Raw genomic sequence first — 26,316 nt, forward strand, 5'->3', positions numbered from 1 at the left:
AGAAATCCATGCAAAAGCAAATCATCGCATCCATCCTGCCCCTCCTGCTGCTGGCGCAAGCCGCTTGGGCAGAGCCCAAATCCGAAATCGTGCGCATCAACCCTCCGCCCTTGGGCGCACAACAAAACGCCCCGTCGGCACAAAAGCAGAAGGCATTGCCGGAAAAAATGCGCGACGAGCTTGAACAGGCTGCCGTCTTGGTGCAACAACACCAAAGTGAAAGGGCCATGCCGATATTGGACAAACTCGTCAAGCAAGCCGATGCCGAATTGCAAAAACACAAAGACGCACGGGCGGCCAATCATCCGGCCCATGTGCTTTTGTTGTTGGGCGAAGCAAAAAAGAATCGCCAACACATTGAAGTTTTGCCTGTCGAATGGCTGATGCCGCGTTATGTGCGCGCTTTCGTTTATGTCGAACAACAAAACTACGACGCGGCGGCAAAAGATTTGGATGCCATCTTAAAAATCGCGCCCTACGAACCCCAATTTTTGAGCGAGCGCGGCCAAGTAGCCAATGCGCAAAAAGATTTTGCCACCGGCGAGAAAATATTTACCCGCCTGCTTGAAGCGGGCAAAGCATTGCCCGACAAGGCGCAATCAACGTATTTTCAAGGTTTGGCCTTGCGCGGTTTGGGCTATGCGGCAATCGAGCGCAAACAATGGTCGGCAGCCGAACAGTACTACCGCCGTGCGTTAAAGCTGAACCCGAATGATCGAGCCGCACAAAACGAATTAATGCTGGTTTTGGACAATCAGAAAAAATAGCATTCCGACAGCCGGGGCGGTATGTTTCATACCGCCCGAAAGATTGAAAAGCCAAACATCCTTAAACAGGAAGAAAAATGACCAAACGACTCATCCTTATTGCCACACTCTCCGCCACCTTGGCTGCCTGTGGCCCGACCCGCGAAGAAATACTCAGGCAGGAAAGGCAGGAGGCCGAGCAACGCGCACGGCAGGAGGCGGAATGGAACCGCCTGCGCAGTATTAAAAGTAAAGTCAAACCGAAAGAAGCACCGTTTGAAGTAACCTTTGTCGACAGCAACAACGGTGGTGCGATTATCAAAGTCCAGTCCAAGCATGACCAATTGATCGTACAAAACATCATTGTCAACCGGGGGAATTGCGCCGTATCGGATGTGGACAGTGGGGCATGGAGCTACAATCAAATCGCACCGCGGGTGCTTCGATTCGGCGATGTCAAAGGCGGAATATTTACTTCCTGCCGCCCGATAGAAATCACCGTTGAGACCGATGTCGGTACTTACACCTTCAAACCGGACCGATACTAACCCGTTCCTGCATTTTCAGACGGCCTCTTGCCCAAACTTCCCGATAACCGCCGTAAACAGACATAGTAAATTCCAATCAGAAATACCCAACCATTGCCATACCCGCCTGTGCGGGAATAACGGTATGAAGCGTTCTTGGTCGGATTTGCTATAAAAGGCCGTCTGAAAACATCCCGCCGAAAGATTGCGCCGTGCAGCCCCAAACCTTCCTGCAAAACACCCCGCTGCCCAAAACCGAAGCCCGCATGCTCCTGCAGGCCGTTACCGGCTGGACGCGGGCCCAACTGATTACCCGCGACGGCGAAATGCTGGACGAAAGGCAAACCGCCGATTTGCAGGCCATGCAGCAACGCCGCCTGAACGGCGAGCCCATGGCCTACATCCTCGGCTGGCGCGAGTTTTACGGCCGCCGTTTCCGCACCACGCCCGCGACCCTTATTCCCCGCCCAGAAACCGAGCATCTGGTGGAAGCAGCCCTGCAACACCTGCCGCCGCAAGGGTGCGTATGGGATTTGGGTACAGGCAGCGGCGCAGTGGCCGTAACGCTGGCCTGCGAACGCCCGGATGCCTCCGTACTCGCCAGCGACATCAGTCCGGCCGCGCTGGCAGTGGCACGGCAAAACGCGTCAGACAACGGAGCCGACGTATCTTTTGCCTGCGGATCGTGGTTCGACATCGACAGGCCGTCTGAAAAACACGGTTTCGACCTGCTGGTTTCCAATCCGCCCTACATAGAAGCGGGCGACGGCCATTTGCAACAGGGCGACTTGCGCTTCGAGCCTGCAAACGCGCTCACCGATTTTTCAGACGGCCTAAGCTGCATCCGCGAACTGGCGGCACATGGTGCGGAATACCTGAAACCCGGAGGCCGCCTGATTATGGAGCACGGCTGGAATCAGGGGGCGGCCGTACGGCAGATACTAGAGGCCGAAGGTTGGACGGAAATCGAAACCCAAAACGATTTGGCCGGATTGGAACGGATTACGCAGGGCAGGAAGGCTGTTTAAAAGCCGGGCACTACAAAATAAAACTAAAAATACCGTTTATATCAAAATATCGCCGTTTATCTTATTTTTCAGCATTGCTTCCGCACATTGTCTACTATTCGCCCGTCTGATAGATATTTGCTTTTCTAGCAAGTAAGTGAGTAAGACGTTTTCCCCGTAATGTGTTTGGCCGCCTATTCCGATAGGCGGCATTTTTTTACCTTCAAAATCCCAACTACATCAAACTACAATTTGCTATAATCCGTGCCGTTTCTTTTTTCACAAACCCGATAAAACAAGGATTCTCTCATGGGCATTAAAGTTGCCATCAACGGCTACGGACGCATCGGCCGCCAAGTGTTGCGCGCCATCTATGACTACAATCTTCAAGACCAACTGGAAATCGTGGCCGTCAATGCCAGCGGCAGCCTCGAAACCAACGCGCACCTGACCAAGTTCGACACCGTACACGGCCGCTTTAATGCAGACGTTTCCCACGACGCAACCCACCTCATTATCAATGGAAACAAAATCCCGTTTTTCTCCACCCGCAACCCGGCCGAGCTGCCGTGGAAAGATTTGGGAGTGGATTTGGTGATGGAATGTACAGGCGCGTTTACCAGCAAATCCAAAGCTAACGTGCATTTGGAAAGCGGTGCGAAAAAAGTGCTGATTTCCGCTCCCGGCGAAGCAGATGTCGATGCTACCGTTGTTTACGGTGTGAACGATGATGTGATTACCGACGACATGACCGTGATTTCCAATGCTTCCTGCACCACCAACTGCCTTGCGCCGGTGGCCAAAGTGCTGAGCGACAAATTAGGCATTGTCAAAGGTGTAATGACCACCATCCACGCCCTGACCAACGACCAAACCGTTACCGACGTGCGCCACAAAGACCTGCGCCGTGCTCGCAGCGGCGTGGAAAACATGATTCCGACCAAAACCGGCGCGGCTAAAGCCGTAGGGTTGGTACTGCCCGAATTGAAAGGACGTTTGGACGGCTTGGCCATCCGCGTGCCGACCGTTAATGTTTCCTTGGTGGATTTGAGCTTTGAAGCCGCCCGCGAAACCAGTGCGGAGGAAATCAATTCGCTGCTGAAGGCTGCCTCGGAAGAAGGCCGTCTGAAAGGCGTTTTGGCTTACAATACGCTGCCGCTGGTGTCTATGGACTTCAACCACACCACGCAGGCCAGTACGTTTGATTCGACGCTGACCAAAGTGGTGGATGGAAATATGGTCAAAGTGTTTGCCTGGTACGACAACGAATGGGGCTTCAGCTGCCAGATGTTGAATACCGCCCGCCGCATGTTCGGCTTGGAAGTCCGTCCGTTCAAATAATTCCGCTATTGCGGATTGATTGAAAAGGCCGTCTGAAAAACCTGTTTCGGGTTTTCAGACGGCCTTTGACTGCAAAAGGCATATCAGCGTTTGACGCCGCTCAAACATGCCCAGCCTTCGTCGAAGATGGCGGGCTCAAGGTCGAACCATTGGCCGTAAATGCCGCCCAATTCGTCTGCCTGTTCTTCCAGCAGGCCGGAGAGGACGATGCGGCCGCCGGTTTTGGTGCGGGCGGCGAGCATTTCGCCGAGCATGCGCAACGGGTTGGCCAAAATGTTGGCAACAACGACATCGAATTGCCCGTCCGGCAGTTCGTCGGGCAGGTAGAACTTCGTTTCCACGCGGTTTTGCACGGCATTGTCGGTACCGGCCGCAATCGCCTGCGGGTCGATGTCTACGCCGACGGCCGAGACTGCGCCGAGTTTGAGGGCGGCAATCGTCAGGATGCCGGAGCCGCAGCCGTAGTCCAGCACGCTTTCGCCGCCTTTCAGGTTGTTATCCAGCCATTGCAGGCATAGGCGGGTGGTGGGGTGGCTGCCCGTGCCGAAAGCCAGGCCGGGGTCCAGTTGCAGATTGACGGCGTTTGCATCGGGGGCTTCGTGCCACGACGGGGTAATCCACAGGCGGTCGGAAATTTTAATCGGATCGAATTGCGCCTGGGTCAGCCGTACCCAGTCCTGCTCGGGCAGTAATTCGATTTGATGGGCGGGAGGAGGGATTTCCACCGCTTCGGCGGCAGCGGCCACGATGGCGGCCACATCTGCTTTTTCGTCAAATAATGCGAGTATTTTGCTGTTGTGCCAGATTTGTTCGGACTCGATGCCGGGTTCGCCGAAAATGGCCTGTTCCCCATCGGTGCCCGCATAGGCATCTTCGATGGCGGCGGACAATGCGCCGTGTGCCATCAATGCGTCGGACAACGGTTCGGCAATCAGTTCGTTTACGATAAAGGTGGTTTGCTGGTAAGACATAAGGGGCTTTCGTTGGTCAGTTTTTGCGGTCGGATGGGGTTATTTTAACGGAAAACGGCATAAGGCCGTCTGAAAACTAAAAATCGCCCCACAGGGTTTGCATCGCGGCGATGGCGGCCAGTGCGGCGGTTTCGGTGCGCAGTACGCGCCGCCCGAGGCTGACGGCTTGGAAACCTGCTTCTTGGGCGAGCCGTTCTTCCTCTTCCGTCCAGCCGCCTTCAGGCCCCACCATGAAAACGACACTGCGCGGCGGCGGCAGGCTGTTCAGACGGCAGCTCCGGTTCAGGCCCATCAGCAGTTTGGCCTCCGCATCCGGCAGGTTTTGCAGGGCACGGCGGAAGGGCAGCAGCGGGCGCACGGCAGGGACGGTGTTGCGGCCGCTTTGTTCGCAGGCGGAAATAACGATTTCCTGCCAACGGCTTACCCGTTTTTCCGCACGCTCTCCGCTCAGTTTGACTACGGAACGCGCGCTTTCGACGGGGATGATTTCGTTTACACCCAATTCCACGCTTTTTTGCAGCGTAAAATCCATCCGTTCGCCGGAAGAAACGGCCTGTATCAGGGTAATATGCAGCGGCGATTCGTTTTCAGACGGCCGACTCGAACTGATTTCGGCCTCGGCGGTACGTTTATCCAAGCTGTTTAAAACGGCGTGATAGGAAAGGCCGTCGCCGTTGAATAAAACGATTTCTTCGCCGATACGGCAACGCAAAACGTTCAGGTGGCGCACCACATCGCCGGGTAGGGCGACGGTTTCGCCGACGTGCAGGGCGGCGGAAAGAAAGAAGCGGGGCATAACGGGTAAAAATAGGTTAATATTGCTGCAATTATACTATATGGCGTGCGCGTGTTTGCGGCGGCACAAAGGCCGTCTGAAAAGTTTTTGCCCTGCAGAAACCGGTGTTTCAGACGGCCTGTACAAACAAAAGGACAATGAGTGTTAGCACAACTGCAAAATCTGGTGCGGCATATCGCCGATACGGAGGTGATGCCGCGCTTTCTGAGTGTGGGCGGCAGCGAAAAGCCCGACGGCAGCATTTTATCGGAGGCCGATTTGGCCGCGCAGGCCGCCTTTGCCGACGGGTTGAGGCGGATTATCGACTGCCCTATGCTGGGCGAGGAAATGAGCGAGCAGCGGCAGCGTGATTTGTGGCTGCATAATTACGAAGGATTGTGGGTGGTTGATCCCATCGACGGCACCACCAATTTTGTAAACGGCTTTCCGCATTTTGCGTTATCCGCGGCCTTTATGCGGCACGGTCGGCCGGAGCTGGCCGTGATTTACGATCCCGTAGCCCGCGAATGTTTTTCCGCGTCGTCCGGCGGCGGCGCGTATCTGAATGGTCGCAGGCTGCCGCTGGTCCGGCAGGAAAAAAAATTGCACCGCGCCTTGGCCGGTGTGGAAATCAAATATCTGCGTTCGGGCAAACTTTCCAGCCGCATGAACACGCTGTCTCCCGTTGTCAGCATACGCAGCATGGGCAGCAGCACTTTAGACTGGTGCTATCTTGCCGCCGGTCGGATGGATGTATATGTCCACGGCGGGCAGAAGTTATGGGATTATGCCGCTGGTGCATTGATTTTTACCGAAGCGGGCGGCTGCCTAGCGACTTTGGAAGGCGACGATTTTTGGAGTGGGGCGCATACTTTCCAGCGTTCGGTTATTGCTGCGGTCTGTCCCGCTTTGTTTGAGCCGTGGCTGAAGTGGATACGCGAAAATCAATAAGGATGGATACTGTCGCAAAGAAATCTGATTGCACCTCTGCGTCAAACCGCATATAATGCCCCGCATCGGTCGGAACAATCCCTAACCGGCCGGTGTTTTCTATGACGTTTTCCCATAATGTATTTGGCCGTTCATATCTTTTCCCTTGGATATGAGCGGCAATTTTTTATCTGCCTTTTTACATCAGGCCGTCTGAAAACATGTTTTGCCCGTTATGGGGTAATCATCGGGACAGAATAGCCAATCCATAGACGGCGTTTTCGGTCTGATACCGTCTTATTTGAATTTATTTCCCTTTGGTAAAATGCCGTGATGCTCATTAGGCGGGAGGCGGGATAATTGCCGTTATGTCTATGTGTCAAATCCAAAATGTCGCGGTGAAAAAGTAGATAAGCCCCACAATTCCTATTTCAATTCATCAAATGCCTATTGTTACGTCTGGCATTTTGTTCCCGTAAAAAAATTTATTGATACAAATCAATCAGGTAAATAAAAACCTATATAAACATAATACCGCTTAATGTTAAAAATATACCATTTATCTGGAAAAGCCTTATAATACCCCTATTGCGAAAAAAGAACGGCAGTATAGCCGATTTAAACTTTATTTAAATATATAACAAACACTTGGGGTAAATATGAAAAAATTGTTCAACTTGTTGGCAGCGGAATGGCGTGCAGCCTTTGATCCGAAAAGTATCGTGCTGAATGATTGTAATGATGTCAAAGTCCATGCGAAATCATTACAGCATTTGAGTGAGGAAGAACGGGAAACTTTACTGGAGTTTGTAACGCAGGCCGAAATTGCGCGTCAGACGGGACGTGATACTACTGCGGGCTATGGCATTACTGTCGGTGAAGCTTTGGCGCATCAGCACATGATGCAGGATATCGAATCAATCGTGTCGTCTTCTATTTAAGCAGACACCTGAGATTGCGGAATGTTATGAAGGCCGTCTGAAAACCGATTTATCGGTTTTCAGACGGCCTTTTGCTGTTTCAGATGAGGTAAGTTTAAATCCGCATCGGCATTACAATGTATTTGAAATTCGGATTGTTGGGAATGGTAAACAGGGTAGAGCGGTTGGCGTCGCCAAATGCAAGCTGCATGTCTTCGGCGTGTACATTCCGCAATACATCCATCAAGTAATTGATGTTGAAGCCGACTTCCAATTCGCCGCCCTGATAGGCGATTTCCAATTCTTCGCGTGCTTCTTCTTGTTCGTTGTTGCTGCACACTACGCTGAGCAGGCCGGGTTGCAGGTGCAGGCGCGCGCCACGGAATTTTTCGTTGGCCAAAATGGCGGCACGTTCGAGTGCGCCCAATAAATGGCTGCGGTTGAGCAGGAAGATTTTGTCGTTATCGAGCGGGATGACACGGTTGAAGTCGGGGAATTTGCCATCCACTACCTTGCTGACGATGACTGTGCCGTTGCAACGGAAACGGACTTGATTGTTCAGCAGTTCGACGCTGACTTGTTCGTTTGGCTGGTTGAGCAGTTTGAACAGTTCCAATACGGTTTTACGCGGGAGGATGACTTCGGCTTTCGGCAGGTCGGCTTCAATGGTGGCGGCAGAGTAGGCTAAGCGGTGGCCGTCGGTCGCTACCAGACGGAGCTGGTCTCCTTCGGTCTGCATCAGCAGGCCGTTCAGATAATAGCGGATGTCTTGTACGGCCATGCTGTATTGGACTTGCGACAGCATACCTTTGAGTGCTTCCTGTGTCAGAGAAAATGCCGAGCTGACTTCCTCTCCCACGCTCATCAGCGGGAAGTCTTCGGCAGGCAGGGTTTGCAGGGCGAAGCGCGATTTTCCGGCTTTCAGCGTCAGGCGGTTTTGCGCCCAATCCAAAGCAACTTGCGCTCCTTCGGGAAGCGCGCGCAGGATGTCTTGCAGTTTTTTTGCGTTGGTGGTGATACGGAAATCGCCCGTTTCGCTTTTCGGGCCGTCGGTGTTGATTTGAATTTCCAAGTCGGTGGCCAAGATGTTGGTTTGACCGTGTGTACTTTCGAGCAGGACGTTGGATAGGATAGGGAGTGTGTGGCGGCGTTCGACGATGCCGGTCACAGCCTGCAAAGGTTTGAGCAGGGCATCGCGGTCTGCTTGCAAAATCAGCATGTTATTTCCTTAAATTCGGTTAATTTTGAATGAGTAAAAGCAGTTTTTCATAGTCCTGTGCCACTTCGGGGTCTTCTTGCCGCAGTTTGGCTACGGCCTTGATGCCGTGCATGACGGTGGTGTGGTCTCGGCCGCCGAAGGCTTCTCCGATGGCGGGCAGACTGAGGCTGGTCAGGTCTTTTGTCAGGCTCATGGCCACTTGGCGCGGTCGCGCGATATTGCGGGTACGTTTTTTGCCCAGCAACTCGCTGATTTTGACCCGGTAGTGTTTGGCTACCGCATCGAGGATGAGTTCGGCGGTAATGACTTTGTAGGCACTGGCGACAATATCCTGCAATGCTTCGGTAGCCAAGTCGATGTCGATTGGTTTTTTTTGGAAGCGGCTGCTGGCTTCGACCCGTTTGAACGCGCCTTCCAGTTCGCGTACGTTGGAGCGGATGTGTTTGGCGATGAAAAAAGCGGCATCTTCGCGCAAGGTTACGCCGGCGGATTCGGCTTTTTTCTGCAAAATGGCAACGCGCATTTCAAATTCGGGCGGTTCGAGTTCGAGGGTCAGACCCCAGGAAAACCGCGATTTCAGACGGTCGTCCATGTCTTCGATTTTGGCGGGAAGTACGTCGCAGGTTAGGATGAGTTGTTTTTTCTCGGTATGGAAGTGGTTGTACAGATAGAAGAATTCTTCCATTGTACGGTCTTTTCCTTTGATGAATTGGATGTCGTCGATAATCAGCAGGTCGTATTGTTTGTATTGCTGTTTGAAAGTGTCGTAATTGTTGGTGCGAAATGCGTTCATCAGGCCGCGTATGTATTCGTCGGCATGCATATAGCGTACTTTGGCTTTCGGGTTGTGCTGAAGCAGGTCGTTGCCGATGGCCTGTACCAAATGTGTTTTACCCAAGCCGGTGCTGCCGTAGAGGAAAAACGGGTTGTAACGGTCTCCCGGATTTTCTGCAATGGATTTGGCGGCGGCGGCGGCCATGCGGTTGCCTTTGCCTTCCACTAGGGTGGCAAAAGTGTAGTCGGGAGACAGGTTGGTATGGGCATAATGCGCATCACGCTGTTCTTCAGTGCGGCCCGGGGTGGTTTTTGCTGCCTCGGGTTTGTGTTCCTGCTGCTCTTCCGCCGATTTTGCAGGCAGGTTTTTCAAGCGTTCGGCCAGAATGTCTTGCGCGCTTTGTTTTGGTTTTGCAGGTGATTTGGCCGGTTTCGCCATCGCTGCGGTAGAGCTTTCAGACGGCCTTTCCGGTGCGGATGTTGTTTCCTGCACTGTGTCGGTATTCTCGTCCGGAGTCATCGGATAGCTGATGCCGCGGCCCGCTTTAAATTGCAGTGCGGGCTGTTCCGGAGCCAGTTCTTTGAGGACGGTTTCGAATTTAGCGGCGAATTGGTTTTGCAGCATGTTGCTGGCAAACTGGTTTTTGCCATACACCACCCATACATCGTTTTCCTCGCCCACGGTCAGCGGTGCAATCCAAGTATCAAACTGTTGCGGTGTCAGCATCTGATGCAGGCGGCGAAGGCAAAGCGGCCAAAATTCGGCAAGCGTCAAGGTGTTCATAGGGAATCGTCGGAAAATCATTCAGATAGGCCGTGAGAAGAAGGTTCGGCCAAAGATTGCGGGATTATACAGAAAATCTATTATGCCCGCCATGTGCTGCCGATGGGGCCGAAACCCGTACCTCAAACGGGATATTCTGTTTAATTTCCTTATATTGATTGACAAAAACAAGAATTTAGGTTGTAATCTGCCGTTTTCAATTTCATACCGATTTTTAGGAATATCATGAAACGCACTTATCAACCTTCCGTAACCAAACGCAAACGCACCCACGGCTTTTTGGTACGCTCCAAAACTCGCGGCGGCCGTGCCGTATTGGCCGCGCGCCGTGCCAAAGGCCGTAAGCGTTTGGCCGTTTAATCCGAAGCCGTTTTGGAAAGCTTCGGCAGGCAGTACCGCTTATTGAAAACGGAAGAATTTTCTTCCGTTTTTGCTTTAAGAAAGCAATATAACTGCGCGTTACTGCAAATCTCTTATTCCGATGCCAATCCCACCGGGCATGCGCGGCTTGGTTTGGTGGTCGGTAAAAAAACCGCCAAACGTGCCCATGACCGCAATTATATGAAACGTGTGTTGCGCGACTGGTTTCGACGGCATAAGGCGCAGTTGCCGCCTCGGGATTTTGTAATACGGGTCCGCCGCCCCTTCGGGCGCGACGGTGCGGACGAAATACGGGTGCAGCTCCAGCGGCTGCTGTTGCAGAAATCATGATTGCCAAGTTGTTGCAATGGCTGATCAAGTTTTACCAATACTGCATCAGCCCGATGATTCCGCCACGATGTCGCTATACTCCGACCTGTTCGCAATATGCGTTGGAAGCCGTACGCAAATATGGCGCATTCAAGGGGGGCTGGCTGGCAGTCAAACGAATTGCCCGCTGCCATCCTTGGGGCGGGCACGGGCATGATCCGGTGCCTTAAACCGATTCCCGTATCGGATTCGGCCTGCTTCCCGTCATGTTTCAGCCGTACAATGCAGGCAGGAGGGGAAGAGTGCGGCAGAGTTGGATATTTTGTCCGCATGTTTAAATGCAGTACGCGTTTGCGCGCGGAGTGCAAGAGATTTTAAATACCGGTGCGCTGTAAAACAGCCGCCTAAATTTTCAGACGGTCTCTCCTTCCGTCTGACGACATACAGGAAAAACCGATGGACATCAAAAGAATGACCGTGTTTTTTGCTGTTTCCCTGCTGATACTGCTGGGATGGGAAAAAATATTCCCAACCCCGCAGCCCGCGGTTTCAGCCGTGCAGCAAGCCGGACAGCAACAAGCAACCCCGACTATTCCGGCCGAAACCGGTTTGAGTCCGGCTGTTCCGATTACGGTCAGCACGGATACCGTCAATGCAGTTATTGATGAAAAAAGCGGTGATTTGCGCAGCCTGACCTTGCTGAAATACGATTCGGCAGAAGATCAGAGCAAACCTTTCACACTGTTTCACGATGGCAAGGACAGCATTTATGTTGCCCAATCCGACGTGGTGGATGCGGCCGGCCGCAGCCTGACACAAGGATTGAGTTTTCAAAGTGCGCAAAAGCAATACAGCCTTGAAGGCGACAAAGTCGAAGTCCGCCTGACCGCCAACACTGCCAACGGCATCCAGATCGACAAAATCTATACTTTTACCAAAGGCAGCTATTTGGTCGGCATCCGTTTTGACGTGACCAACCGCAGCGGCAGCCCCATCCGAACCGACGGTTCCTACCGCATCGTCCGCGACGGCAAAGCGCCGGAAGGCCAAGGCTATTTCATGGCCAACTACACGGGGCCGGTGTTGTACACCCCGCAGGGCGAATTCCAAAAAGTCTCATTCGGCGATTTGGATGACGACTTCAAAGAAGGGCGCGAGCAGGCCGAATACGAGCGTAAAACGCAGTCCGGCTGGGTCGGTATGAGCCAGCACTACTTCTTCTCGTCTTGGATTCTGCAGCCGAAAGGCGGACAAAGCGTGTGTACCACCGATGCTTGCCGCATCGACATCAAACGCCGCAGCGACAACCTTTATTCCGCCGGCGTTATCGTTCCGCAACCCGAATTGGCCAACGGCATGAAGCAGGGCTTCGGTATTTCCCTGTACGCCGGTCCGCAAACCACTTCCGCGCTCGGCAAAATCGCCGACAATTTGGAATTGATTAAAGACTACGGCCGCGTACATTGGCCTGCAACCGGCCTCTTCTGGCTGATGGACAAACTGCACGGCTTTACCGGCAACTGGGGTTGGGCAATCGTCCTGCTGACCATTATCGTCAAAATAGTCCTCTTCCCGCTGAACAACGCCGCCTATAAATCCATGGCGAAAATGCGCGCGGTCGCACCGAAGCTCGAAGCACTGAAAAAACAATACGGCGACGACCGTATGGCGATGCAGCAGGCTATGATGCAGATGTACCGCAGCGAAAAAATCAATCCGCTGGGCGGCTGTCTGCCGATGTTGCTGCAAATCCCGATCTTTATCGGCCTTTATTGGGCGATATTCAGTTCGGTGGAATTGCGCCAGGCTCCGTGGCTGGGTTGGATTACTGATTTGTCCCGCCATGACCCGTGGTTCATCCTGCCTGTTCTGATGACGGCGACCATGTGGTTCCAAACCACACTGAACCCGCCGCCGACCGATCCGATGCAGGCCAAAATGATGAAGATTATGCCGTTTGTCTTCTCGTTTATGTTCTTCCTCTTCCCTGCCGGCCTGGTGCTGTACTATGTGGTGAACAATCTGCTGACCATCGCGCAGCAATGGTATGTGAACCGCAGCACCGAACAGCAACGTAAAAAAGGCGAAGTGGTGTCCTAATTCGGCATCTGAGTATTGAAAGGCCGTCTGAAAACCTGAGCAAAGGTTTTCAGACGGCCTTTTTATCAAGCGGAATAAGTGATGGTGCAGCGATTAACTTGTTTCTTCGCAGCGTGGCTTCGTTTGATGTTAAAGAGGATGGTTCTGTAAGGTATCGCCAAACGGAATGAATTTGCCTCCCTTCCCCCTTCTGCTGTTTGAGGATTTGCCGCTTTGCCTTGATTGTGCGTCATGATGACTGGGGCGGGACGGGAGGCCGTCTGAAAGCGGCGGTTTGTGTTTTCAATGCGCTTCGGGTGTTGAGTTTGAGCAATCAGAAACTTTCATGTTGGTTTGTGCCGGTCAAAGCCGTATCGCTGCCGTCGCCATGCGCGGCAAGCTGCCCGCGTTTCGCCAAACGGTACCAGCCGAAGAGGCGGTAGAGGCAGAATAGGGCGATGAAGGGCTGGCAGGCGGCGACCAGCAGATAACGCGGGTTGTCGAACGATATGGCCGCTTCACCGCCGGCCAGCCGCAGCAGGGCCCAGCCCCACTGCCACACTGAAGCAAGGGAAAAGGCCAGTACGGCCAAGAGGCCGAGTGTGGCGAATACGCCGACGGGCATGGCTTTGCCGCGAGCCACGGAGCGGTCGAGCCTCAGCAGCATCAGCAGGCCGAACCCGATGCACAATACCATGCCGCCGTTGGCGACGACTTGGAGGCCGGAAAAAACAATGTCGGGCGATACGGGCAGGCCGTCTGCGGGCAGTGCTTTTTTCTGCCCCGAAGCGACGCTTTGCATCACGTTCAGTACGAAGGTGTAAATCATGTCGGCCAGTACAATCCATACCGGCAGTAAAAAAGGGAAACGCATCATGTCTTTGCTCCGTCAAGGGCGGGCAGTGTAGCAGAAAGCCCCTGCCTGATTAAGCATGGATTGAAAAAAACGGCAGGCAGGACGGGCGTGCGGTTGTTTTTCAGACGGCCTCCCCGTCATGCCATGCCTAAGGGGCGCAATTTTGTTACACTACCGCCCGACTTTTACCGGAAACCGATTCTTATGCTGACCTATACCCCGCCGGAGATGCGCGCTGCGCCGCCTACGCGCGAAAAACCGTGGATATTGCTGCTGCTGGCGTTTGCCTGGCTCTGGCCGGGCGTGTTTTCGCACGATTTGTGGAAGCCAGACGAAATTTGGTTTAACGAGGCGGTAAACGGCGTATTGTCGGGCGGCAGTTGGTTGCAGCCGCAAGTGCCGGGCAGGCAGGATGGCGGAATGCCGTTTGTTTACGTTTGGCTGGCGGCGTGGTGTCGCCGGCTGCTGTCGCCTTGGCTGACGGATGCCTATTCGGCGATGCGGTTGGCCAGTGTGCTGTTTACCGCCGTCGGCCTGACGGCCTGCGGCATGGCGGGTTTCCATCTGGCGGGACGGCATCAGGGGCGCAGCGTGGTGCTGATACTGATAGGCTGCGCCGGCCTGATAACCGGCGGCCACCTGCTCGGCGGCGCGTCGGTGCAGTTTGCCGCCGCGGGTTTGTGCCTGTACGGCTTGGCGGTGGCGCGCCGGCGGGCAATTTTTGCCGCGCTGTTGCTGGGCTGCGGCTGGGCGTTGCTGTCGGTGTCGGCCGGTTGGGCGGTTATGGCGGCATTGATGCTGGCCGCCTGCCTGCTGCCGTTGTTTCCCGTTTGGCGGAGCCGCCGTTTCGCCGTTTCGCTGGCTGCCGCCTTTGCTTTGGCCGTGCCGTTGGCCGCCGTGTATCCGCTGGCTTTGTATCAGGTTTCGCCCGAGGCGTTTTCAGGGTGGCTGAACCATCATGTTTTCGGTGTTTTCGGCGGTTTGGCAACTTTTTCCGCCGCCTTCAGCCTGCCCTATTATTTGAAAAACCTGTTGTGGTTCGCCTTTCCCGCCTGGCCGCTGGCGTTGTGGACTTTCAGCCGCCGCCGTTTTTTAAGCGAAAGCTGGGGCGGACCGACGGTGTTGTGGTTGGCAGCGGTGGGGCTGCTGTTGAGTGTCGCGCCGCAAACCCATGCCGACAATCTGATTCTGCTGCTGCCGCCTTTGGCCGTGCTCGGCGCGTGCCGTCTCGACAGCCTGCGGCGCGGCGCGGCGGCGTTTTTCAACTGGTTCGGCATTATGATTTTCGGCCTGTTGGCGGTGTTCCTTTGGATTGGTTTTTCGGCGATGAATTTCGGCTGGCCGGCCAAACTGGCCGAACGGTCGGCTTATTTCAGCCCGTATTACACGCCCGAGTTTGATGTTGTGCCCATGCTGACAGCTCTGTTGTTCACACCGTTGTGGCTGTGGGCGGTTACGCGCAAAAATGTGAAGGGGCGGCAGGCGGTCACCAATTGGGCGGCAGGCATGACGCTGGTGTGGGCTTTGCTGATGACGCTGTTTCTGCCTTGGCTGGATGCGGCCAAAAGTTACCGCCCGGTGGTGGCGCGTATGGAAGCCGCCGCTCCTGCCGAATTGCGCGAACGCCGTGCCTGCTTCAGCATAGACGAAACGGCCGTCCTTGCCCGCGTGTCGTGGCGCGAATACGGCAGCCTGCCCTTCGAAGTCGGCGAATCGGCTTGCGGCTACCGGCTGATACAGGCCAATGCCGATGCGGCCGTGCCCGCAGGCTGGCGCGAGGTTTGGCAGGGCGGCAGGCCGCGCAATAAAAACGAACGTTTCCTTTTGCTGCAACGTTTGTGAAGCGGACAGACAGATTGAATGGGCAGAAAGAGGCCGTCTGAAAACTGTTTTTCAGACGGCCTCTTTCCGTTCAAACGTTTTATTCCGCTTATTTCACTTTGCCCTTCAACGCGCCGTAGCCTGCCGCGTCCATTTGTTCCAGCGGGATGAATTTCAAACTTGCGCCGTTGATGCAGTAGCGCAGGCCGCCTTTGTCTTTGGGGCCGTCGGGAAAGACGTGTCCCAAGTGCGAATCGGCGGCGTGGCTGCGCACTTCGGTGCGGCGCATGTTGTAGCTGAAATCGTCGTGTTCGGTAATGGCGGCGGCGTTAATCGGGCGGGTGAAGCTCGGCCAGCCGCAGCCGGAATCGAATTTGTCGGCGGAGCTGAACAGGGGTTCGCCGCTGACGACGTCCACATAAATGCCGGGTTTGAACAGATGGTCGTATTCGTGGCTGAAGGCGTATTCGGTCGCGCTTTTTTGGGTAACTTGGTATTGCTCTTCGGTCAGGATGCGTTTGAGTTCGGCATCGCCGGGTTTTTTATATGTTGCCGCGTCGAAGCCTTTGCCTTGCGGGGCGGCTTTGCTTTTGCCCGGCAGCGGTTCGTCGGCTTTGCGGATGTCGATGTGGCAGTAGCCGTTGGGGTTTTTAATCAGGTAGTCCTGATGGTATTCCTCGGCATCGTAAAAGTTTTTCAGCGGCTCGTTTTCGACGACGAGGGGCTGTTTGTATTTTTGCTGCTCGCGTTTGAGGGCGGCGGCAATGACGGCTTTTTCGGCGGGGTCGGTGTAGTATACGCCGCTGCGGTATTGCGTGCCGGTGTCGTTGCCTTGTTTGTTGAGGCTGGTCGGGTCAACGACGCGGAAATAATATTGCAGGATGTCGTCAAGGCTGAGTTTGTCGGCATCGTAGGTGACTTTGACGGTCTCGGCATGACCCGTGTCGCGGTAGGATACATCTTCGTAGCTCGGGTTTTTCGTTTTGCCGTTGGCGTAGCCGGATACGGCGTCAACCACGCCGTCTATGCGTTGGAAATAGGCTTCCAAGCCCCAGAAGCAGCCGCCGGCGAGGTAGATGGTGCGCGTGTTCATGATTTTTGAATCCTTTTTCTGTGTGTCGGGTTTGTAGAACGCGTTTTTCAGACGACCTAAATCGGCATTCGGGTCGCGGATTAACGCCAATGCCTGCGCTTCGTTGATGCTGCCTTTGACGATGCGCTGTACGTCGCCGTCTTTACCGATTAACGCCCACGAGGGATAAACACTGATATTCAGGCTTTGGGCGATGGTGCCGCCGTTGTCGGTCACGACGGGCAGCTTGGGATAGTTCAAACCGGCATACCATTTCTGGAAGTCGCCGTCTTTTTTCTCGTGCAGAAAGCCGGGGGACGCGACGGTAATCAGGTTGGCGGAGCCGAACCGCTTGTCCTGCGCCCATTTTTCGGTTTGCCCCAATTCGGACAAACACAAAGGACACCAGCTCGCCCAGAATTTAATCAGGGTCGGTTTGTCTTTTTTCAAATAAACACCGGCGGGGCGGCCTTGCGGCGTTTTCAGTTCGGATAACATTTTCGGCACGGACGCGGCCTCTGCGGGAACGGTGTGGGGCAGCAGGAAGGCCGCGCCGGCCACGGCCACACCCGTCAGTAGGGCGATTTTCCAACCCGATTTTTTCTGATTTTCCATCTTTCACTCCTTTTGTTTACATTACAACAGATGATGTTTAGACGGCGGCAGGCGCCTAATCTTACAGCCTTGCACATAAAAAAGTAAAAGGCCGTCTGAAAAATAAATTTTCATCTTGTCAAAACTGCATTTTCAGACGGCCTGTCCATTGCAGTTGCGGCGTAAAAAGCATACACTCGCTACATCCGACTACAACAACAGGAGAACCCTAAATGAAACAATTGGCCATGTACATCAACGGACGCTTTGAAAATGATTTCAACGGCGAATGGCGCGACGTATTGAACCCTTCCACCGAAGAAACCATCGCCCGCGAACCCAAAGGCGGCAAAGCAGACGTTGACCGCGCCGTAGCGGCGGCGCGTGCGGCGCAACCGGCATGGGAGCGGCTGCCTGCGATCGAACGCGGCGCGTATTTGCGCAAAATCGCCCAAGGCATACGCGAACGCGCCGACGAGCTGACCGACACCATCGTTGCCGAAGGCGGTAAAACCAAAGACTTGGCACGCGTGGAAGTCATGTTCACCGCCGACTATCTCGATTACCAAGCCGAATGGGCGCGCCGTTATGAAGGCGAAATCATCCAAAGCGACCGCCCGCGCGAAAACATTTTATTGTTCAAACGTCCGCTGGGCGTCGTGGCAGGCATCCTGCCGTGGAACTTCCCCTTCTTCCTGATTGCCCGCAAAATGGGCCCCGCTTTGGTCACGGGCAACACCATCGTCGTCAAACCCAGCAGCGTGACCCCGATCAACTGCCACATCTTCGCCGAAATCGTCGATGCGGTCGGACTGCCCGCAGGCGTGTTCAACGTGGTAAACGGTCCCGGCGCGGAAATCGGCAACGCCTTGTCCGCACACCCGCAAGTCGATATGGTCAGTCTGACCGGCTCCGTCGAAGCGGGCCGCCAAGTGATGGAAGCCGCTTCCGCCAACATCACCAAAGTCTCGCTGGAACTCGGCGGCAAAGCCCCCGCCATCGTTTTGAAAGACGCGGATTTGGACTTGGCAGTGAAATCCATCTTGGCTTCGCGCGTCGGCAACACCGGTCAAATCTGCAACTGCGCCGAGCGCGTCTATGTCCACAGCAGCCTGAAAGACGCGTTCATTGAAAAAATGACCGCCGCCATGAAAGGCGTACGCTACGGCAACCCTGCCGAAGCCGAAGCAGGCGCGCTGGAAATGGGTCCGCTGATTGAAGAGCGCGCCGTCAAAGCCGTTGCCGAAAAAGTGGAACGCGCCGTCAAACAAGGTGCGACGCTGGTCTGCGGCGGCAAACGCGCCGAAGGACGCGGCTATTTCTTCGAGCCGACCCTGCTGACCGACACCGACAACAACATGGACATCATGAAGGAAGAAACCTTCGGCCCCGTCCTGCCTGTTGCCACCTTCGACACACTCGACCAAGTCATCGCCTTGGCAAACGACTGCGAATTCGGTCTGACCAGCTCCGTGTACACCACCAACCTGAACGAAGCCTTCTACGTCACCCGCCGCCTGCAATTCGGCGAAACCTACATCAACCGCGAAAACTTCGAAGCCATGCAGGGCTTCCACGCGGGCTGGAAAAAATCCGGTATCGGCGGCGCGGACGGCAAACACGGTTTGGAAGAATATCTGCAAACCCAAGTCGTTTATCTGGAAACCAATATTTGATAACGCCTTGATGGGTTGATATAAAAGGCCGTCTGAAAAACCGGAACAAGGTTTTTCAGACGGCCTCTTTATGTTCGCTTACAGGCGGGCGCACAAACGGGCGACAATGTCGGCCGCACTGCCGGGGACGCACCTGCCCGCGCCCTGTCCCGCCCAAAACGGCGAAAAATCAAAGCAGCCGCGCCGTTCCGCTTCCGCCTTCAACGCGCCTGCCGCCGCGCCCGCCAAGGGGAAGGGCAGGGCGGATTCGTTCATCGGGCCGGCTTCGCGCATGAAACGGTTGACGATGCCGCGCGCCGCGCCGCCGCTGAACAGGTTGGTGACGGCGGTGTCTTCCGGCCGTGCGGATTGGATGGCCGCGCGGTGGGCGGGTTTGGTCAGGGCTTCGTCGGCCAGCAGGAAGGCCGTTCCCGCCTGAACCGCCGCCGCACCCAAATCCAAAGCGGCGCGAACGGCATCGGCATCGGCAATCCCGCCCGCCGCAACGACGGGCAGGTTCACCGCCCGGCAGACGGCGGGCAGCAGGGCGAAAAGGCCGCTTTGGCAGGCGGGGTCGCGGTTTAAAAACCAGCCCCGGTGGCCGCCGGCCTCCCAGCCTTGGGCGATGACGACGTCCGCGCCGTTCGCCTCCAGCCACAAGGCTTCTTCCACCGTGGTCGCACTCGCCCACACTTCACAGCCGGCGGCTTTCACGCGCGAGAGCAAATCCGATGCGGGCAGGCCGAAATGGAAACTGGCCACCGGCGGGCGGAAGCGTTCCAGCAAAGCCAGTGCGTCCGCGTCAAACGGCCGTCTGCCGCCGTTGGCGGGAATATCGCCTTCCGACAGGCCGAGTTTGTCGAAATAGGGGCGCAGCACGGCCAGCCAGGCGGCGCGTTGCGCCTCGTCCGCTTCGGGTGTGCGGTGGGCGAAGAAGTTGAGGTTGTAGGGCAGGCCGCCGCCTTCGTCCCGCATCGTTTGCAAGGCCTGTTCGAGGGCGGGCGGGCCGTACATGGCGGCGGCCAGCGAGCCCAGCGCGCCGGCACGGCAGACCGCCAGCGGCAGCGCGGTATCGTGGGCGAAGGCCATCGGTGCCTGAATCAGCGGATAGCGAAGGGAGGCGAGGATTGCGGACATGGTGTTTCTCCTTTTTTTCCGGTTTGTATGGTTGGAAGTCGAAAGAACGGTTACACGGGCAGGATGGGCTTCGACCGATCCATGCCCGTATGCCCTGAAATGGTAGGGCGGCATTCCTTATTTTAACTGATTAAATTTTTCTGTATGTCAGCTATAACACAAGGGCGCAAGCATAGCATAAGGCCGTCTGAAAAGCCGTTTCCCGCTTTTCAGACGGCCTCTCTCCGCCCGCAATGGCTAAACGGCGGCAAATCCATTAAAATACGCCGCTTAATCCTACACAAAGAACATTATGGAAGCCGAAGTAATCAACCAGCTCAACAATGCGTTAAACGATTTGGAAAAGCGCAGCGAAGACATCCGCGTTTATATGGACTATCAGGGCAAGAAAGACCGATTGGAAGAAGTCATCGGCCTTTCCGAAGACCCTGAGCTGTGGAACGACCCCAAACGCGCCCAAGAAATCGGCAAAGAGCGCAAAATCCTTGAAGGCATCGTGTTGACGCTCGACAACATCGCATCAGGCATCGAAGACAACCGAATGCTGATTGAAATGACCGTTGAAGAAAACGACGAAGAAGGTTTCGCCGCCGTGCAGGAAGACGTGGCGGGACTGGGAAAACAGATGGCGGATTTGGAGTTCAAACGGATGTTCAACCAGCCCGCCGACCCGAACAACTGCTTTATCGACATCACCGCAGGCGCGGGCGGTACGGAGGCGGAAGACTGGGCGGGTATGCTGTTCCGCATGTACAGCCGCTACGCCGAGCGCAAAGGCTTCAAAATCGAAATCCTCGAAGAAGACGACGGCGAAATCGCGGGCATCAACCGCGCCACCATCCGCGTGGAAGGCGAATACGCCTACGGCTTGCTGCGCACGGAAACCGGCGTTCACCGCTTGGTGCGCTACTCGCCGTTTGACTCGAACAACAAACGCCATACGTCGTTCTCATCCGTGTTCGTGTACCCCGAAATCGACGATTCCATCGAAATCGAAATCAACCCCGCCGATTTGCGCATCGACACCTACCGCGCATCGGGCGCGGGCGGTCAGCACATCAACAAAACCGATTCCGCCGTGCGTATTACCCACGAGCCGACGGGGATTGTGGTGCAATGTCAAAACGACCGTTCGCAACATGCCAACAAAGCCGCTGCGATGGAAATGTTGAAATCCAAACTGTATGAATTGGAAATGCGCAAACGCAACGAAGAAAAACAAGCATTGGAAGAAGGCAAGTCGGATGTGGGTTGGGGCAGCCAAATCCGTTCGTACGTCTTGGACTCCTCGCGCATCAAAGACTTGCGCACAGGCTACGAAGTCGGCAACACCAAAGCCGTATTGGACGGTGATTTGGACGGCTTCATCGAAGCCAGCCTGAAACAAGGCGTGTAAATTTCAGGCCGTCTGAAAGCACCGCCGCTTTTCAGACGGCCTTCATCCCAAGAAAGGAAAACCTTATGACTAAAACGCTCCTCATCGTACTCGGCCTCCTGGCCGCCCCGATGGCCGCCACCGCCGCCCCGCTCGGCAGCAGCGACCAAGGCGAATACGTCCTGCTCGACAAAGACGAAAACCCCACGCCGATGCAGATGCAGTTCGTCCTGAAGGGCAAACAGTGGATTATGAACGGCCGCGAAGGAGGAGGGCAGTGGCAGCCCGTCTGCCAAGGCACGGGCGAATGCCGTTTGGTCGCATCCTCCGCAGGCGAAGTTTCCCGCTGGAAAAAAAACCTGCCCGACAGCTGGCAGCCGCATAACTTCGGCTGCATCAACAACAAAGCCTTCGCCTTCTGCCGCGTAGACCATGCCACCGACCCCAACCGCAAAGGCTACTGGTGGTTCGGCCTGGTGGACGGCAAAGTCGTACCGCTGCCGGTCAACCGCCTGTAAGGCTTGAAAACCGGAGAGGCCGTCTGAAAAACATTTTTCAGACGGCCTCGTCATGCCCCTGATGAACATCCACCTGCCCGAAGAATTTTCCGCCCTGCAACCCGAAACGGAGGCGGGCGGCGATTGGAGTGTTTACCTGGTTTTGTGCCAAAACGGTTCGCTCTACTGCGGCGTCAGCAACCGCCCCGCCGAACGCTTTGCCGCCCATCTGGCCGGACGCGGCGCGCGCTACACCCGTATGCACAAACCGCTCGAAATGAGGCTGGCCGCCGACGGTTTGGACAGGGCGCAGGCGCAAAGGCTGGAGGCCGGCATCAAAAAACTGCCCAAAACGCGCAAAACCGCCTTGTGGCGGCAAAGCATGCCGTTGTGCCGTGCGGAAGGAGGGGGCGGTTGAAACTTTCAGACGGCCTTTTTGTCCTGCCGCCGATTCCCTGTTAAAAAACCATTTATGAACAAACCACTGCGTATCTTAGGTATAGACCCCGGCAGCCGCATCACCGGCTTCGGCATCATCGACGTGGTCGGGCGCGAGCATTTTTACGTTGCCTCCGGCTGCATCAAAACCATACCCGGCGACGAATTGGCCGGACGCATCGGCATCATCGTCGAAAACATCGGCGAAATCATCGCCTGCTACAAACCGCAGCAGGCGGCGGTGGAGCAGGTGTTCGTCAATGTGAACCCCGCCGCCACCCTGATGCTGGGGCAGGCGCGCGGGGCGGCGGTGGCGGCCTTGGTGATGCGCGGCCTGCCGGTATACGAATACACCGCCCTGCAGGTCAAACAGGCCGTGGTCGGGCAGGGCAAGGCGGCCAAGGAGCAGGTTCAGGATATGGTGGTGCGGATGCTGGGGCTGTCGGGCACGCCGCAGGCCGATGCCGCCGACGGGCTGGCCGTCGCCCTGACTCACGCCCTGCGCAATCAGGGTTTGGCCGCGCGCCTGAACCCCGACGGCTTGCAGGTGAAGCGCGGCCGTTTCCAATAATTCAGGCCGCGCCGACAGGCAGATAAAGGCCGTCTGAAAGCCGGAAAAACGGTTTTCAGACGGCCTTAAACATTATGCAATGGCACAAAACTGCTTCGCCGATTCTGTTATGCACGGTTGTCGCGCGGACGGTACGGTGGAATGGTTTGGCGATGGTTGTTGGATACCCTGCATCTTAAAACGTTCAGGTCGAACAACCGAAGGCCGTCTGAAAAGCTGTAAAACGGTTTTCAGACGGCCTGAACGGTGTTGCGGCAGTTGGTGGCGGGCCTGTTTCGATTCAATGGGTGAACGATGGCCGGTGCCGCCTGAGGGGGTTTGTCGCGTTCCAAACGCTGCCCGACTGTTTCAGGCATCCGCGCTGTCTAAAACGTCCAGTATTTCATCGCCGAATTTGTCGATTTTGGCCTCGCCCAGGCCGTAGATGCTGCGCAAGCCGTCCAAGCCGCGCGGCATTTTTTCGACGATGTCGCGCAGGGTTTTGTCGCCGCAGACCATGTAGGCGGGGATTTCCTCCGCCCGCGCCCTTTCCTGCCGCCATTTCCGCAATGCCTGCCACAGCCTTTCTTCTCGTTCGGTGCGCAGCCATTCTTCCTTCGGTTTCTGTCCAGCGGTTTTGTCGCGTTTGAGCGGGCGCAGCATGACGGTGCGGCGGTTTTTCAGCACGTCGCGCGCTGCTTCGGTCAGCAGCAGGCGGTGGTGGTGTTGGGAATCGACTTGCAGCAGGCCGAGGCCTATGCTTTGGCGGACGACGGCTCGCCAGTCTTTGTCGGTCAGGTCGGCGCCGATGCCGAAGGTGGAGAGTTCCTGATGGCGGTTGTCCCGTATCCAGTCGTCGGCTTTGCCGCGCAGGACGTTGATGACGTAGCCGGCGGCGAAGCATTGGCCGACGCGGTAGATGCAGCTGAGGAGTTTTTGCACCAACAGCGTGCCGTCGAAGCGGACGGGCGGGTGCAGGCAGTTGTCGCAGTGGCCGCAGGGTTCGGAGTGTTCGCCGAAGTGGCGCAGCAGCATGACGCGGCGGCATTCGGCGGTTTCGCATACCGCCAGCATGGCGTCGAGTTTTTGCAGTTCGATGTTTTTTTGGAATTCGCCGCTTTGGCCTTCGAGGATGCGTTCGCGCAGGATGACCCAGTCGTTGAGGCCGTAGCACAGCCAGCTAACGGCGGGCAGACCGTCCCGTCCGGCGCGGCCACTTTCCTGATAGAAGTGTTCGATGCTCTGCGGCATGTCGAGGTGGGCGACGAAGCGGACGTCGGGTTTGTCTATGCCCATGCCGAAGGCGACGGTGGCGACGACGATGAGGCCGTCTTCGTGGGTGAAGCGGTATTGCGCGGCTTCGCGCTGTTGCATGGTCATGCCGGCGTGGTAGGCCACGGCATCCAGGCCGTTTTCGCATAAGAAGGCGGCGGTGTCGTCCACTTTTTTGCGGCTCAGGCAGTAGACGATGCCGCTTTGTCCGGCCATTTGCCCTTGGATAAACTGCAAAAGCTGTTTTTTGCCGTTGTTTTTTTCCACAACCTGATAATAGATGTTCGGGCGGTCGAAGCTGGCGACGAATTCGGGCGAGTTTTCCAGTTTGAGGTAGTGTTTGATGTCGGCGCGGGTTTCCGCGTCGGCGGTGGCGGTCAGGGCGATGCGGGGGACTTGCGGGTAGCGGTCGGCCAACAGTCCGAGCTGGCGGTATTCGGGACGGAAGTCATGCCCCCATTGGCTGACGCAGTGCGCTTCGTCGATGGCGAACAGGCTGACGGCGGTGTGGTCGAGAAAGCGCAGGAAACGTTCGCCTACCAGCCTTTCGGGCGAAACGTAGAGCAGTTTCAGACGGCCTGTGGCGATGTCGTCGGCGATTTGGCGCACGTCGTCGGGCGGCGTGCCGCCGTGTACCGCCGCGCAATGCACGCCTGCCGCGCGCAGGTTGGCCACTTGGTCGTTCATCAGCGCGATCAGCGGCGACACCACCACCGCCACGCCGCCGCGCATCAGGGCGGGAATCTGGTAACACAGCGATTTGCCCCCGCCCGTCGGCATCAGTACCAGCAGGCTGTTGCCGCCCGCCAGCGTTTCGACGATTTCCGCCTGCCGTCCGCGAAACGAGGGGTAGCCGAACACATCGTTCAGTATTTCAAGCGCGGCCGGGGCAGTCATGGCGGAGTTTCCGTTATCCGTTATAATGGGCGCGTTATTGTAAAGGCCGTCTGAAAGGATAGCAAATGAACACAAAACACCTCCTCCGTCCCGCCGCGCTGCTCCTGCCGCTGGTTATCTTGGCCGGCTGTCCGAGCGTCGGCAACGTGCCGCAGGCCGGCGGCGACTGGCACAACATGGGCGAAGCCAATAACGGCAACTTCATGCTGGCGGTAGACAAAAACAGCATCAAGCGCAACGGCCAGCTCGTTACCTTCCGCGACCGCAAAATCGTCGTCGATATGAAGGAAGAACGCTTTATCAATGTGCCGCCTTACAAAACCGCCATCAACAACTGGGAAATCCACTGCGGCAACAAAACCTTCCGCCTGACGGCCTCCACCCTCTACGACGATACGGGCAAAATCATCTCCGACGAGAAATACACCGCCGTCGATATCCGTCCGATGGCCATTCCACCCAACTCCCTCACCGAAGAGCAGCGCAAAATCGTCTGCGCGCACTAAACAGGAAACGACGACATGAAAAAACGGATTACCTTATTTTTATTGGCCGCCGCCCTGCCTATGGCCGCAAGCGGCAACAGCGACGAATTGATGAGTGCGCAGGCCGCTTTCCGGCAGGCGCTTGCCGCGCAAAATTCCACCGATGCCGGCCTGATACACCTCCAGCAGCGGCTCGAAGACGCACAGCGGCGCAAAGCTTCGGCCGAAGCCGACGTTCAGGCCTACTCGCAAAAACTGGCCGAAGCGCAACAGCAGAAAGCCGCCAACGACTCTGCCCTGAAGCAGGCGGGCGAACGGTTGAACGCCGCCTGGCAGGCCGTGCACGGCAGCCGTTAAACCTTCGTTGGAAGGCCGTCTGAAAACCGCGTTCCGCCGACAGGACGGCAATCGGCGTATTTGCCGTACCGCCGGTATCCGAACCGTGAGGCCGTCTGAAAGCAAATGTTTCCTGCAAAGGAAGCAGACTTTCAGACGGCCTTGTCCGTTCCTGCTATAATCCGTGCGGCATACGGGTCGGACAGACAGTCGCCGCGTACCGCCGCAAGGCGTACGGGGAGGAAAGTCCGGGCTCCGCAGGGCGGAATGCCGGCTAACGGCCGGGCGCGGCAACGCGACGGAAAGTGGAACAGAGAGCAGAACCGCCGATGGCTGTCTGAAAAGGCGGCTCAGGTAAGGGTGAAAAGGTGCGGTAAGAGCGCACCGTGCACCTGGTAACAGGGCGCAGCAGGCCAAACCCCATTCGGAGCAAGACCAAACAGAACGCAACGACGCTGCCCGCCGAGCGTTCGGGTAGGTTGCTGGAGCGCGTCAGCAATGGCGCGCCTAGAGGAATGACTGTCCGACGACAGAACCCGGCTTACCGTCCGGCCCGTATGCCCCACCA

25 protein-coding genes, 1 other RNA gene and 1 pseudogene are annotated in these 26,316 nt (G+C 56.2%); 19 read left to right on the forward strand and 8 right to left on the reverse strand.

The genetic code is table 11. The annotated features are described in order from the left end of the window. Positions 1–8 precede the first annotated feature (8 nt). The 4 genes from BM261_RS02455 (at position 9) to gap (ending at position 3,621) form a co-directional block, all read left to right on the forward strand. Positions 9–767, forward strand: a complete 759-nt coding sequence (locus BM261_RS02455; protein WP_074894811.1) for a tetratricopeptide repeat protein — start codon at positions 9–11, stop codon at positions 765–767. 77 nt (positions 768–844) lie between these two features. Then, entirely contained in the window at positions 845–1,294 is a 450-nt protein-coding gene (locus BM261_RS02460) for a hypothetical protein (protein WP_074894814.1), read from the forward strand. Positions 1,295–1,485: 191 nt separating this feature from the next. Continuing rightward, positions 1,486–2,301: a peptide chain release factor N(5)-glutamine methyltransferase gene (prmC, locus tag BM261_RS02465; RefSeq protein ID WP_074894817.1), complete on the forward strand. Its 816-nt coding sequence runs from the start codon at positions 1,486–1,488 to the stop codon at positions 2,299–2,301. 288 nt (positions 2,302–2,589) lie between these two features. After that, on the forward strand, positions 2,590–3,621 hold the full coding sequence (gap, locus tag BM261_RS02470) for a type I glyceraldehyde-3-phosphate dehydrogenase (RefSeq protein ID WP_003774103.1): 1,032 nt from the start codon (positions 2,590–2,592) through the stop codon (positions 3,619–3,621). Positions 3,622–3,704: 83 nt separating this feature from the next. On the opposite strand, the gene prmA is transcribed toward gap, so the two are convergent. Both prmA and BM261_RS02480 read right to left on the reverse strand, forming a co-directional pair. Then, entirely contained in the window at positions 3,705–4,592 is an 888-nt protein-coding gene (prmA, locus tag BM261_RS02475) for a 50S ribosomal protein L11 methyltransferase (protein ID WP_074894819.1), read from the reverse strand. Positions 4,593–4,668: 76 nt separating this feature from the next. Continuing rightward, complete coding sequence (locus BM261_RS02480; protein ID WP_074894821.1) at positions 4,669–5,388, reverse strand: 16S rRNA (uracil(1498)-N(3))-methyltransferase; 720 nt, start codon at positions 5,386–5,388, stop codon at positions 4,669–4,671. 141 nt (positions 5,389–5,529) lie between these two features. On the opposite strand from BM261_RS02480, the gene BM261_RS02485 reads away from it, so the two are divergent. Together BM261_RS02485 and BM261_RS02490 are read left to right on the forward strand one after the other, a co-directional pair. Continuing rightward, positions 5,530–6,318, forward strand: a complete 789-nt coding sequence (locus tag BM261_RS02485; RefSeq protein WP_074894824.1) for an inositol monophosphatase family protein — start codon at positions 5,530–5,532, stop codon at positions 6,316–6,318. Between the two features lie 638 nt (positions 6,319–6,956). Next, positions 6,957–7,238 (forward strand): hypothetical protein, encoded by a 282-nt coding sequence (locus BM261_RS02490; RefSeq protein WP_074894826.1) that lies wholly within the window; start codon positions 6,957–6,959, stop codon positions 7,236–7,238. A gap of 94 nt (positions 7,239–7,332) precedes the next feature. Here the strand turns inward: BM261_RS02490 and dnaN are convergent, their stop codons facing one another. Further along, positions 7,333–8,436 (reverse strand): DNA polymerase III subunit beta, encoded by a 1,104-nt coding sequence (gene dnaN, locus BM261_RS02495; protein WP_074894828.1) that lies wholly within the window; start codon positions 8,434–8,436, stop codon positions 7,333–7,335. A 19-nt stretch (positions 8,437–8,455) separates the two neighbouring features. Further along, the gene (gene dnaA / locus BM261_RS02500; RefSeq protein ID WP_074895206.1) at positions 8,456–9,985 is read right to left on the reverse strand and encodes a chromosomal replication initiator protein DnaA; all 1,530 of its coding nucleotides are present in this window, start codon (positions 9,983–9,985) and stop codon (positions 8,456–8,458) included. Positions 9,986–10,219: 234 nt separating this feature from the next. On the opposite strand from dnaA, the gene rpmH reads away from it, so the two are divergent. The 4 genes from rpmH (at position 10,220) to yidC (ending at position 12,784) form a co-directional block, all read left to right on the forward strand. Further along, positions 10,220–10,354 carry a 50S ribosomal protein L34 gene (gene rpmH / locus BM261_RS02505; RefSeq protein WP_002214728.1) on the forward strand — a complete coding sequence of 45 codons (135 nt, stop codon included), beginning with the start codon at positions 10,220–10,222 and terminating at the stop codon, positions 10,352–10,354. A gap of 12 nt (positions 10,355–10,366) precedes the next feature. After that, positions 10,367–10,705 (forward strand): ribonuclease P protein component, encoded by a 339-nt coding sequence (gene rnpA, locus BM261_RS02510; RefSeq protein ID WP_074894831.1) that lies wholly within the window; start codon positions 10,367–10,369, stop codon positions 10,703–10,705. After that, positions 10,702–10,914 (forward strand): membrane protein insertion efficiency factor YidD, encoded by a 213-nt coding sequence (gene yidD / locus BM261_RS02515; protein ID WP_003769318.1) that lies wholly within the window; start codon positions 10,702–10,704, stop codon positions 10,912–10,914. Before rnpA ends, yidD begins: the two co-directional genes overlap by 4 nt. A gap of 226 nt (positions 10,915–11,140) precedes the next feature. Next, positions 11,141–12,784: a membrane protein insertase YidC gene (gene yidC, locus BM261_RS02520; RefSeq protein WP_074894833.1), complete on the forward strand. Its 1,644-nt coding sequence runs from the start codon at positions 11,141–11,143 to the stop codon at positions 12,782–12,784. A gap of 313 nt (positions 12,785–13,097) precedes the next feature. On the opposite strand, the gene BM261_RS02525 is transcribed toward yidC, so the two are convergent. Continuing rightward, complete coding sequence (locus BM261_RS02525) at positions 13,098–13,640, reverse strand: hypothetical protein (RefSeq protein WP_074894835.1); 543 nt, start codon at positions 13,638–13,640, stop codon at positions 13,098–13,100. Between the two features lie 183 nt (positions 13,641–13,823). Here BM261_RS02525 and BM261_RS02530 point away from each other — a divergent pair, with 183 nt between their 5' ends. Then, a complete protein-coding gene (locus BM261_RS02530; RefSeq protein ID WP_074894837.1) occupies positions 13,824–15,461 on the forward strand; it encodes an ArnT family glycosyltransferase in 1,638 nt (545 codons plus the stop codon). Between the two features lie 88 nt (positions 15,462–15,549). On the opposite strand, the pseudogene msrAB reads toward BM261_RS02530, so the two are convergent. Beyond that, positions 15,550–17,049: pseudogene (gene msrAB / locus BM261_RS02535) on the reverse strand (bifunctional peptide-methionine (S)-S-oxide reductase MsrA/peptide-methionine (R)-S-oxide reductase MsrB); the annotation flags it as partial. Positions 17,050–17,339: 290 nt separating this feature from the next. Here msrAB and aldA point away from each other — a divergent pair. Continuing rightward, positions 17,340–18,782, forward strand: coding sequence for an aldehyde dehydrogenase (gene aldA, locus BM261_RS02540; protein ID WP_074894839.1), 1,443 nt, complete (start codon positions 17,340–17,342; stop codon positions 18,780–18,782). A gap of 78 nt (positions 18,783–18,860) precedes the next feature. On the opposite strand, the gene BM261_RS02545 is transcribed toward aldA, so the two are convergent. Then, a complete protein-coding gene (locus tag BM261_RS02545; protein WP_074894841.1) occupies positions 18,861–19,898 on the reverse strand; it encodes an NAD(P)H-dependent flavin oxidoreductase in 1,038 nt (345 codons plus the stop codon). Between the two features lie 292 nt (positions 19,899–20,190). On the opposite strand from BM261_RS02545, the gene prfB reads away from it, so the two are divergent. The 4 genes from prfB (at position 20,191) to ruvC (ending at position 22,779) form a co-directional block, all read left to right on the forward strand. Next, positions 20,191–21,294, forward strand: coding sequence for a peptide chain release factor 2 (gene prfB / locus BM261_RS02550; RefSeq protein ID WP_074894843.1), 1,104 nt, complete (start codon positions 20,191–20,193; stop codon positions 21,292–21,294). 65 nt (positions 21,295–21,359) lie between these two features. Beyond that, entirely contained in the window at positions 21,360–21,791 is a 432-nt protein-coding gene (locus tag BM261_RS02555; protein ID WP_074894845.1) for a hypothetical protein, read from the forward strand. Between the two features lie 61 nt (positions 21,792–21,852). Next, complete coding sequence (locus tag BM261_RS02560) at positions 21,853–22,188, forward strand: GIY-YIG nuclease family protein (RefSeq protein WP_074895210.1); 336 nt, start codon at positions 21,853–21,855, stop codon at positions 22,186–22,188. A 54-nt stretch (positions 22,189–22,242) separates the two neighbouring features. Further along, positions 22,243–22,779 (forward strand): crossover junction endodeoxyribonuclease RuvC, encoded by a 537-nt coding sequence (gene ruvC / locus BM261_RS02565; protein ID WP_003769346.1) that lies wholly within the window; start codon positions 22,243–22,245, stop codon positions 22,777–22,779. A 348-nt stretch (positions 22,780–23,127) separates the two neighbouring features. Here ruvC and recQ read toward each other — a convergent pair whose 3' ends face one another. After that, the gene (recQ, locus tag BM261_RS02570) at positions 23,128–24,927 is read right to left on the reverse strand and encodes a DNA helicase RecQ (RefSeq protein WP_074894848.1); all 1,800 of its coding nucleotides are present in this window, start codon (positions 24,925–24,927) and stop codon (positions 23,128–23,130) included. A gap of 65 nt (positions 24,928–24,992) precedes the next feature. On the opposite strand from recQ, the gene BM261_RS02575 reads away from it, so the two are divergent. From BM261_RS02575 to rnpB, 3 genes are all read left to right on the forward strand, one after another. Then, the gene (locus BM261_RS02575) at positions 24,993–25,433 is read left to right on the forward strand and encodes a surface-adhesin E family protein (RefSeq protein ID WP_070455006.1); all 441 of its coding nucleotides are present in this window, start codon (positions 24,993–24,995) and stop codon (positions 25,431–25,433) included. Between the two features lie 15 nt (positions 25,434–25,448). Then, the gene (locus tag BM261_RS02580; protein WP_074894851.1) at positions 25,449–25,769 is read left to right on the forward strand and encodes a hypothetical protein; all 321 of its coding nucleotides are present in this window, start codon (positions 25,449–25,451) and stop codon (positions 25,767–25,769) included. A 173-nt stretch (positions 25,770–25,942) separates the two neighbouring features. Then, an RNA gene (gene rnpB / locus BM261_RS02585) (RNase P RNA component class A) lies at positions 25,943–26,308 on the forward strand. Positions 26,309–26,316: the final 8 nt, after the last annotated feature.

The sequence above is a fragment of the Neisseria elongata subsp. elongata genome (genome assembly GCF_900113545.1).
In the GTDB taxonomy this organism is placed as follows: domain Bacteria; phylum Pseudomonadota; class Gammaproteobacteria; order Burkholderiales; family Neisseriaceae; genus Neisseria; species Neisseria elongata.

Bases quoted from the DNA above. Each gene is read 5' to 3' on its own strand.
- rpmH (WP_002214728.1), top strand. From the start codon at position 10,220: ATGAAACGCACTTATCAACCTTCCGTAACCAAACGCAAACGCACCCAC.
- BM261_RS02530 (WP_074894837.1), top strand. From the start codon at position 13,824: ATGCTGACCTATACCCCGCCGGAGATGCGCGCTGCGCCGCCTACGCGC.
- prfB (WP_074894843.1), top strand. From the start codon at position 20,191: ATGGAAGCCGAAGTAATCAACCAGCTCAACAATGCGTTAAACGATTTG.
- yidC (WP_074894833.1), top strand. From the start codon at position 11,141: ATGGACATCAAAAGAATGACCGTGTTTTTTGCTGTTTCCCTGCTGATA.
- gap (WP_003774103.1), top strand. From the start codon at position 2,590: ATGGGCATTAAAGTTGCCATCAACGGCTACGGACGCATCGGCCGCCAA.
- aldA (WP_074894839.1), top strand. From the start codon at position 17,340: ATGAAACAATTGGCCATGTACATCAACGGACGCTTTGAAAATGATTTC.
- prmA (WP_074894819.1), bottom strand. From the start codon at position 4,592: ATGTCTTACCAGCAAACCACCTTTATCGTAAACGAACTGATTGCCGAA.
- recQ (WP_074894848.1), bottom strand. From the start codon at position 24,927: ATGACTGCCCCGGCCGCGCTTGAAATACTGAACGATGTGTTCGGCTAC.
- BM261_RS02555 (WP_074894845.1), top strand. From the start codon at position 21,360: ATGACTAAAACGCTCCTCATCGTACTCGGCCTCCTGGCCGCCCCGATG.
- BM261_RS02580 (WP_074894851.1), top strand. From the start codon at position 25,449: ATGAAAAAACGGATTACCTTATTTTTATTGGCCGCCGCCCTGCCTATG.
- BM261_RS02575 (WP_070455006.1), top strand. From the start codon at position 24,993: ATGAACACAAAACACCTCCTCCGTCCCGCCGCGCTGCTCCTGCCGCTG.
- BM261_RS02490 (WP_074894826.1), top strand. From the start codon at position 6,957: ATGAAAAAATTGTTCAACTTGTTGGCAGCGGAATGGCGTGCAGCCTTT.
- BM261_RS02455 (WP_074894811.1), top strand. From the start codon at position 9: ATGCAAAAGCAAATCATCGCATCCATCCTGCCCCTCCTGCTGCTGGCG.
- BM261_RS02480 (WP_074894821.1), bottom strand. From the start codon at position 5,388: ATGCCCCGCTTCTTTCTTTCCGCCGCCCTGCACGTCGGCGAAACCGTC.
- ruvC (WP_003769346.1), top strand. From the start codon at position 22,243: ATGAACAAACCACTGCGTATCTTAGGTATAGACCCCGGCAGCCGCATC.
- BM261_RS02525 (WP_074894835.1), bottom strand. From the start codon at position 13,640: ATGATGCGTTTCCCTTTTTTACTGCCGGTATGGATTGTACTGGCCGAC.
- dnaN (WP_074894828.1), bottom strand. From the start codon at position 8,436: ATGCTGATTTTGCAAGCAGACCGCGATGCCCTGCTCAAACCTTTGCAG.
- yidD (WP_003769318.1), top strand. From the start codon at position 10,702: ATGATTGCCAAGTTGTTGCAATGGCTGATCAAGTTTTACCAATACTGC.
- BM261_RS02460 (WP_074894814.1), top strand. From the start codon at position 845: ATGACCAAACGACTCATCCTTATTGCCACACTCTCCGCCACCTTGGCT.
- BM261_RS02545 (WP_074894841.1), bottom strand. From the start codon at position 19,898: ATGTCCGCAATCCTCGCCTCCCTTCGCTATCCGCTGATTCAGGCACCG.
- BM261_RS02560 (WP_074895210.1), top strand. From the start codon at position 21,853: ATGAACATCCACCTGCCCGAAGAATTTTCCGCCCTGCAACCCGAAACG.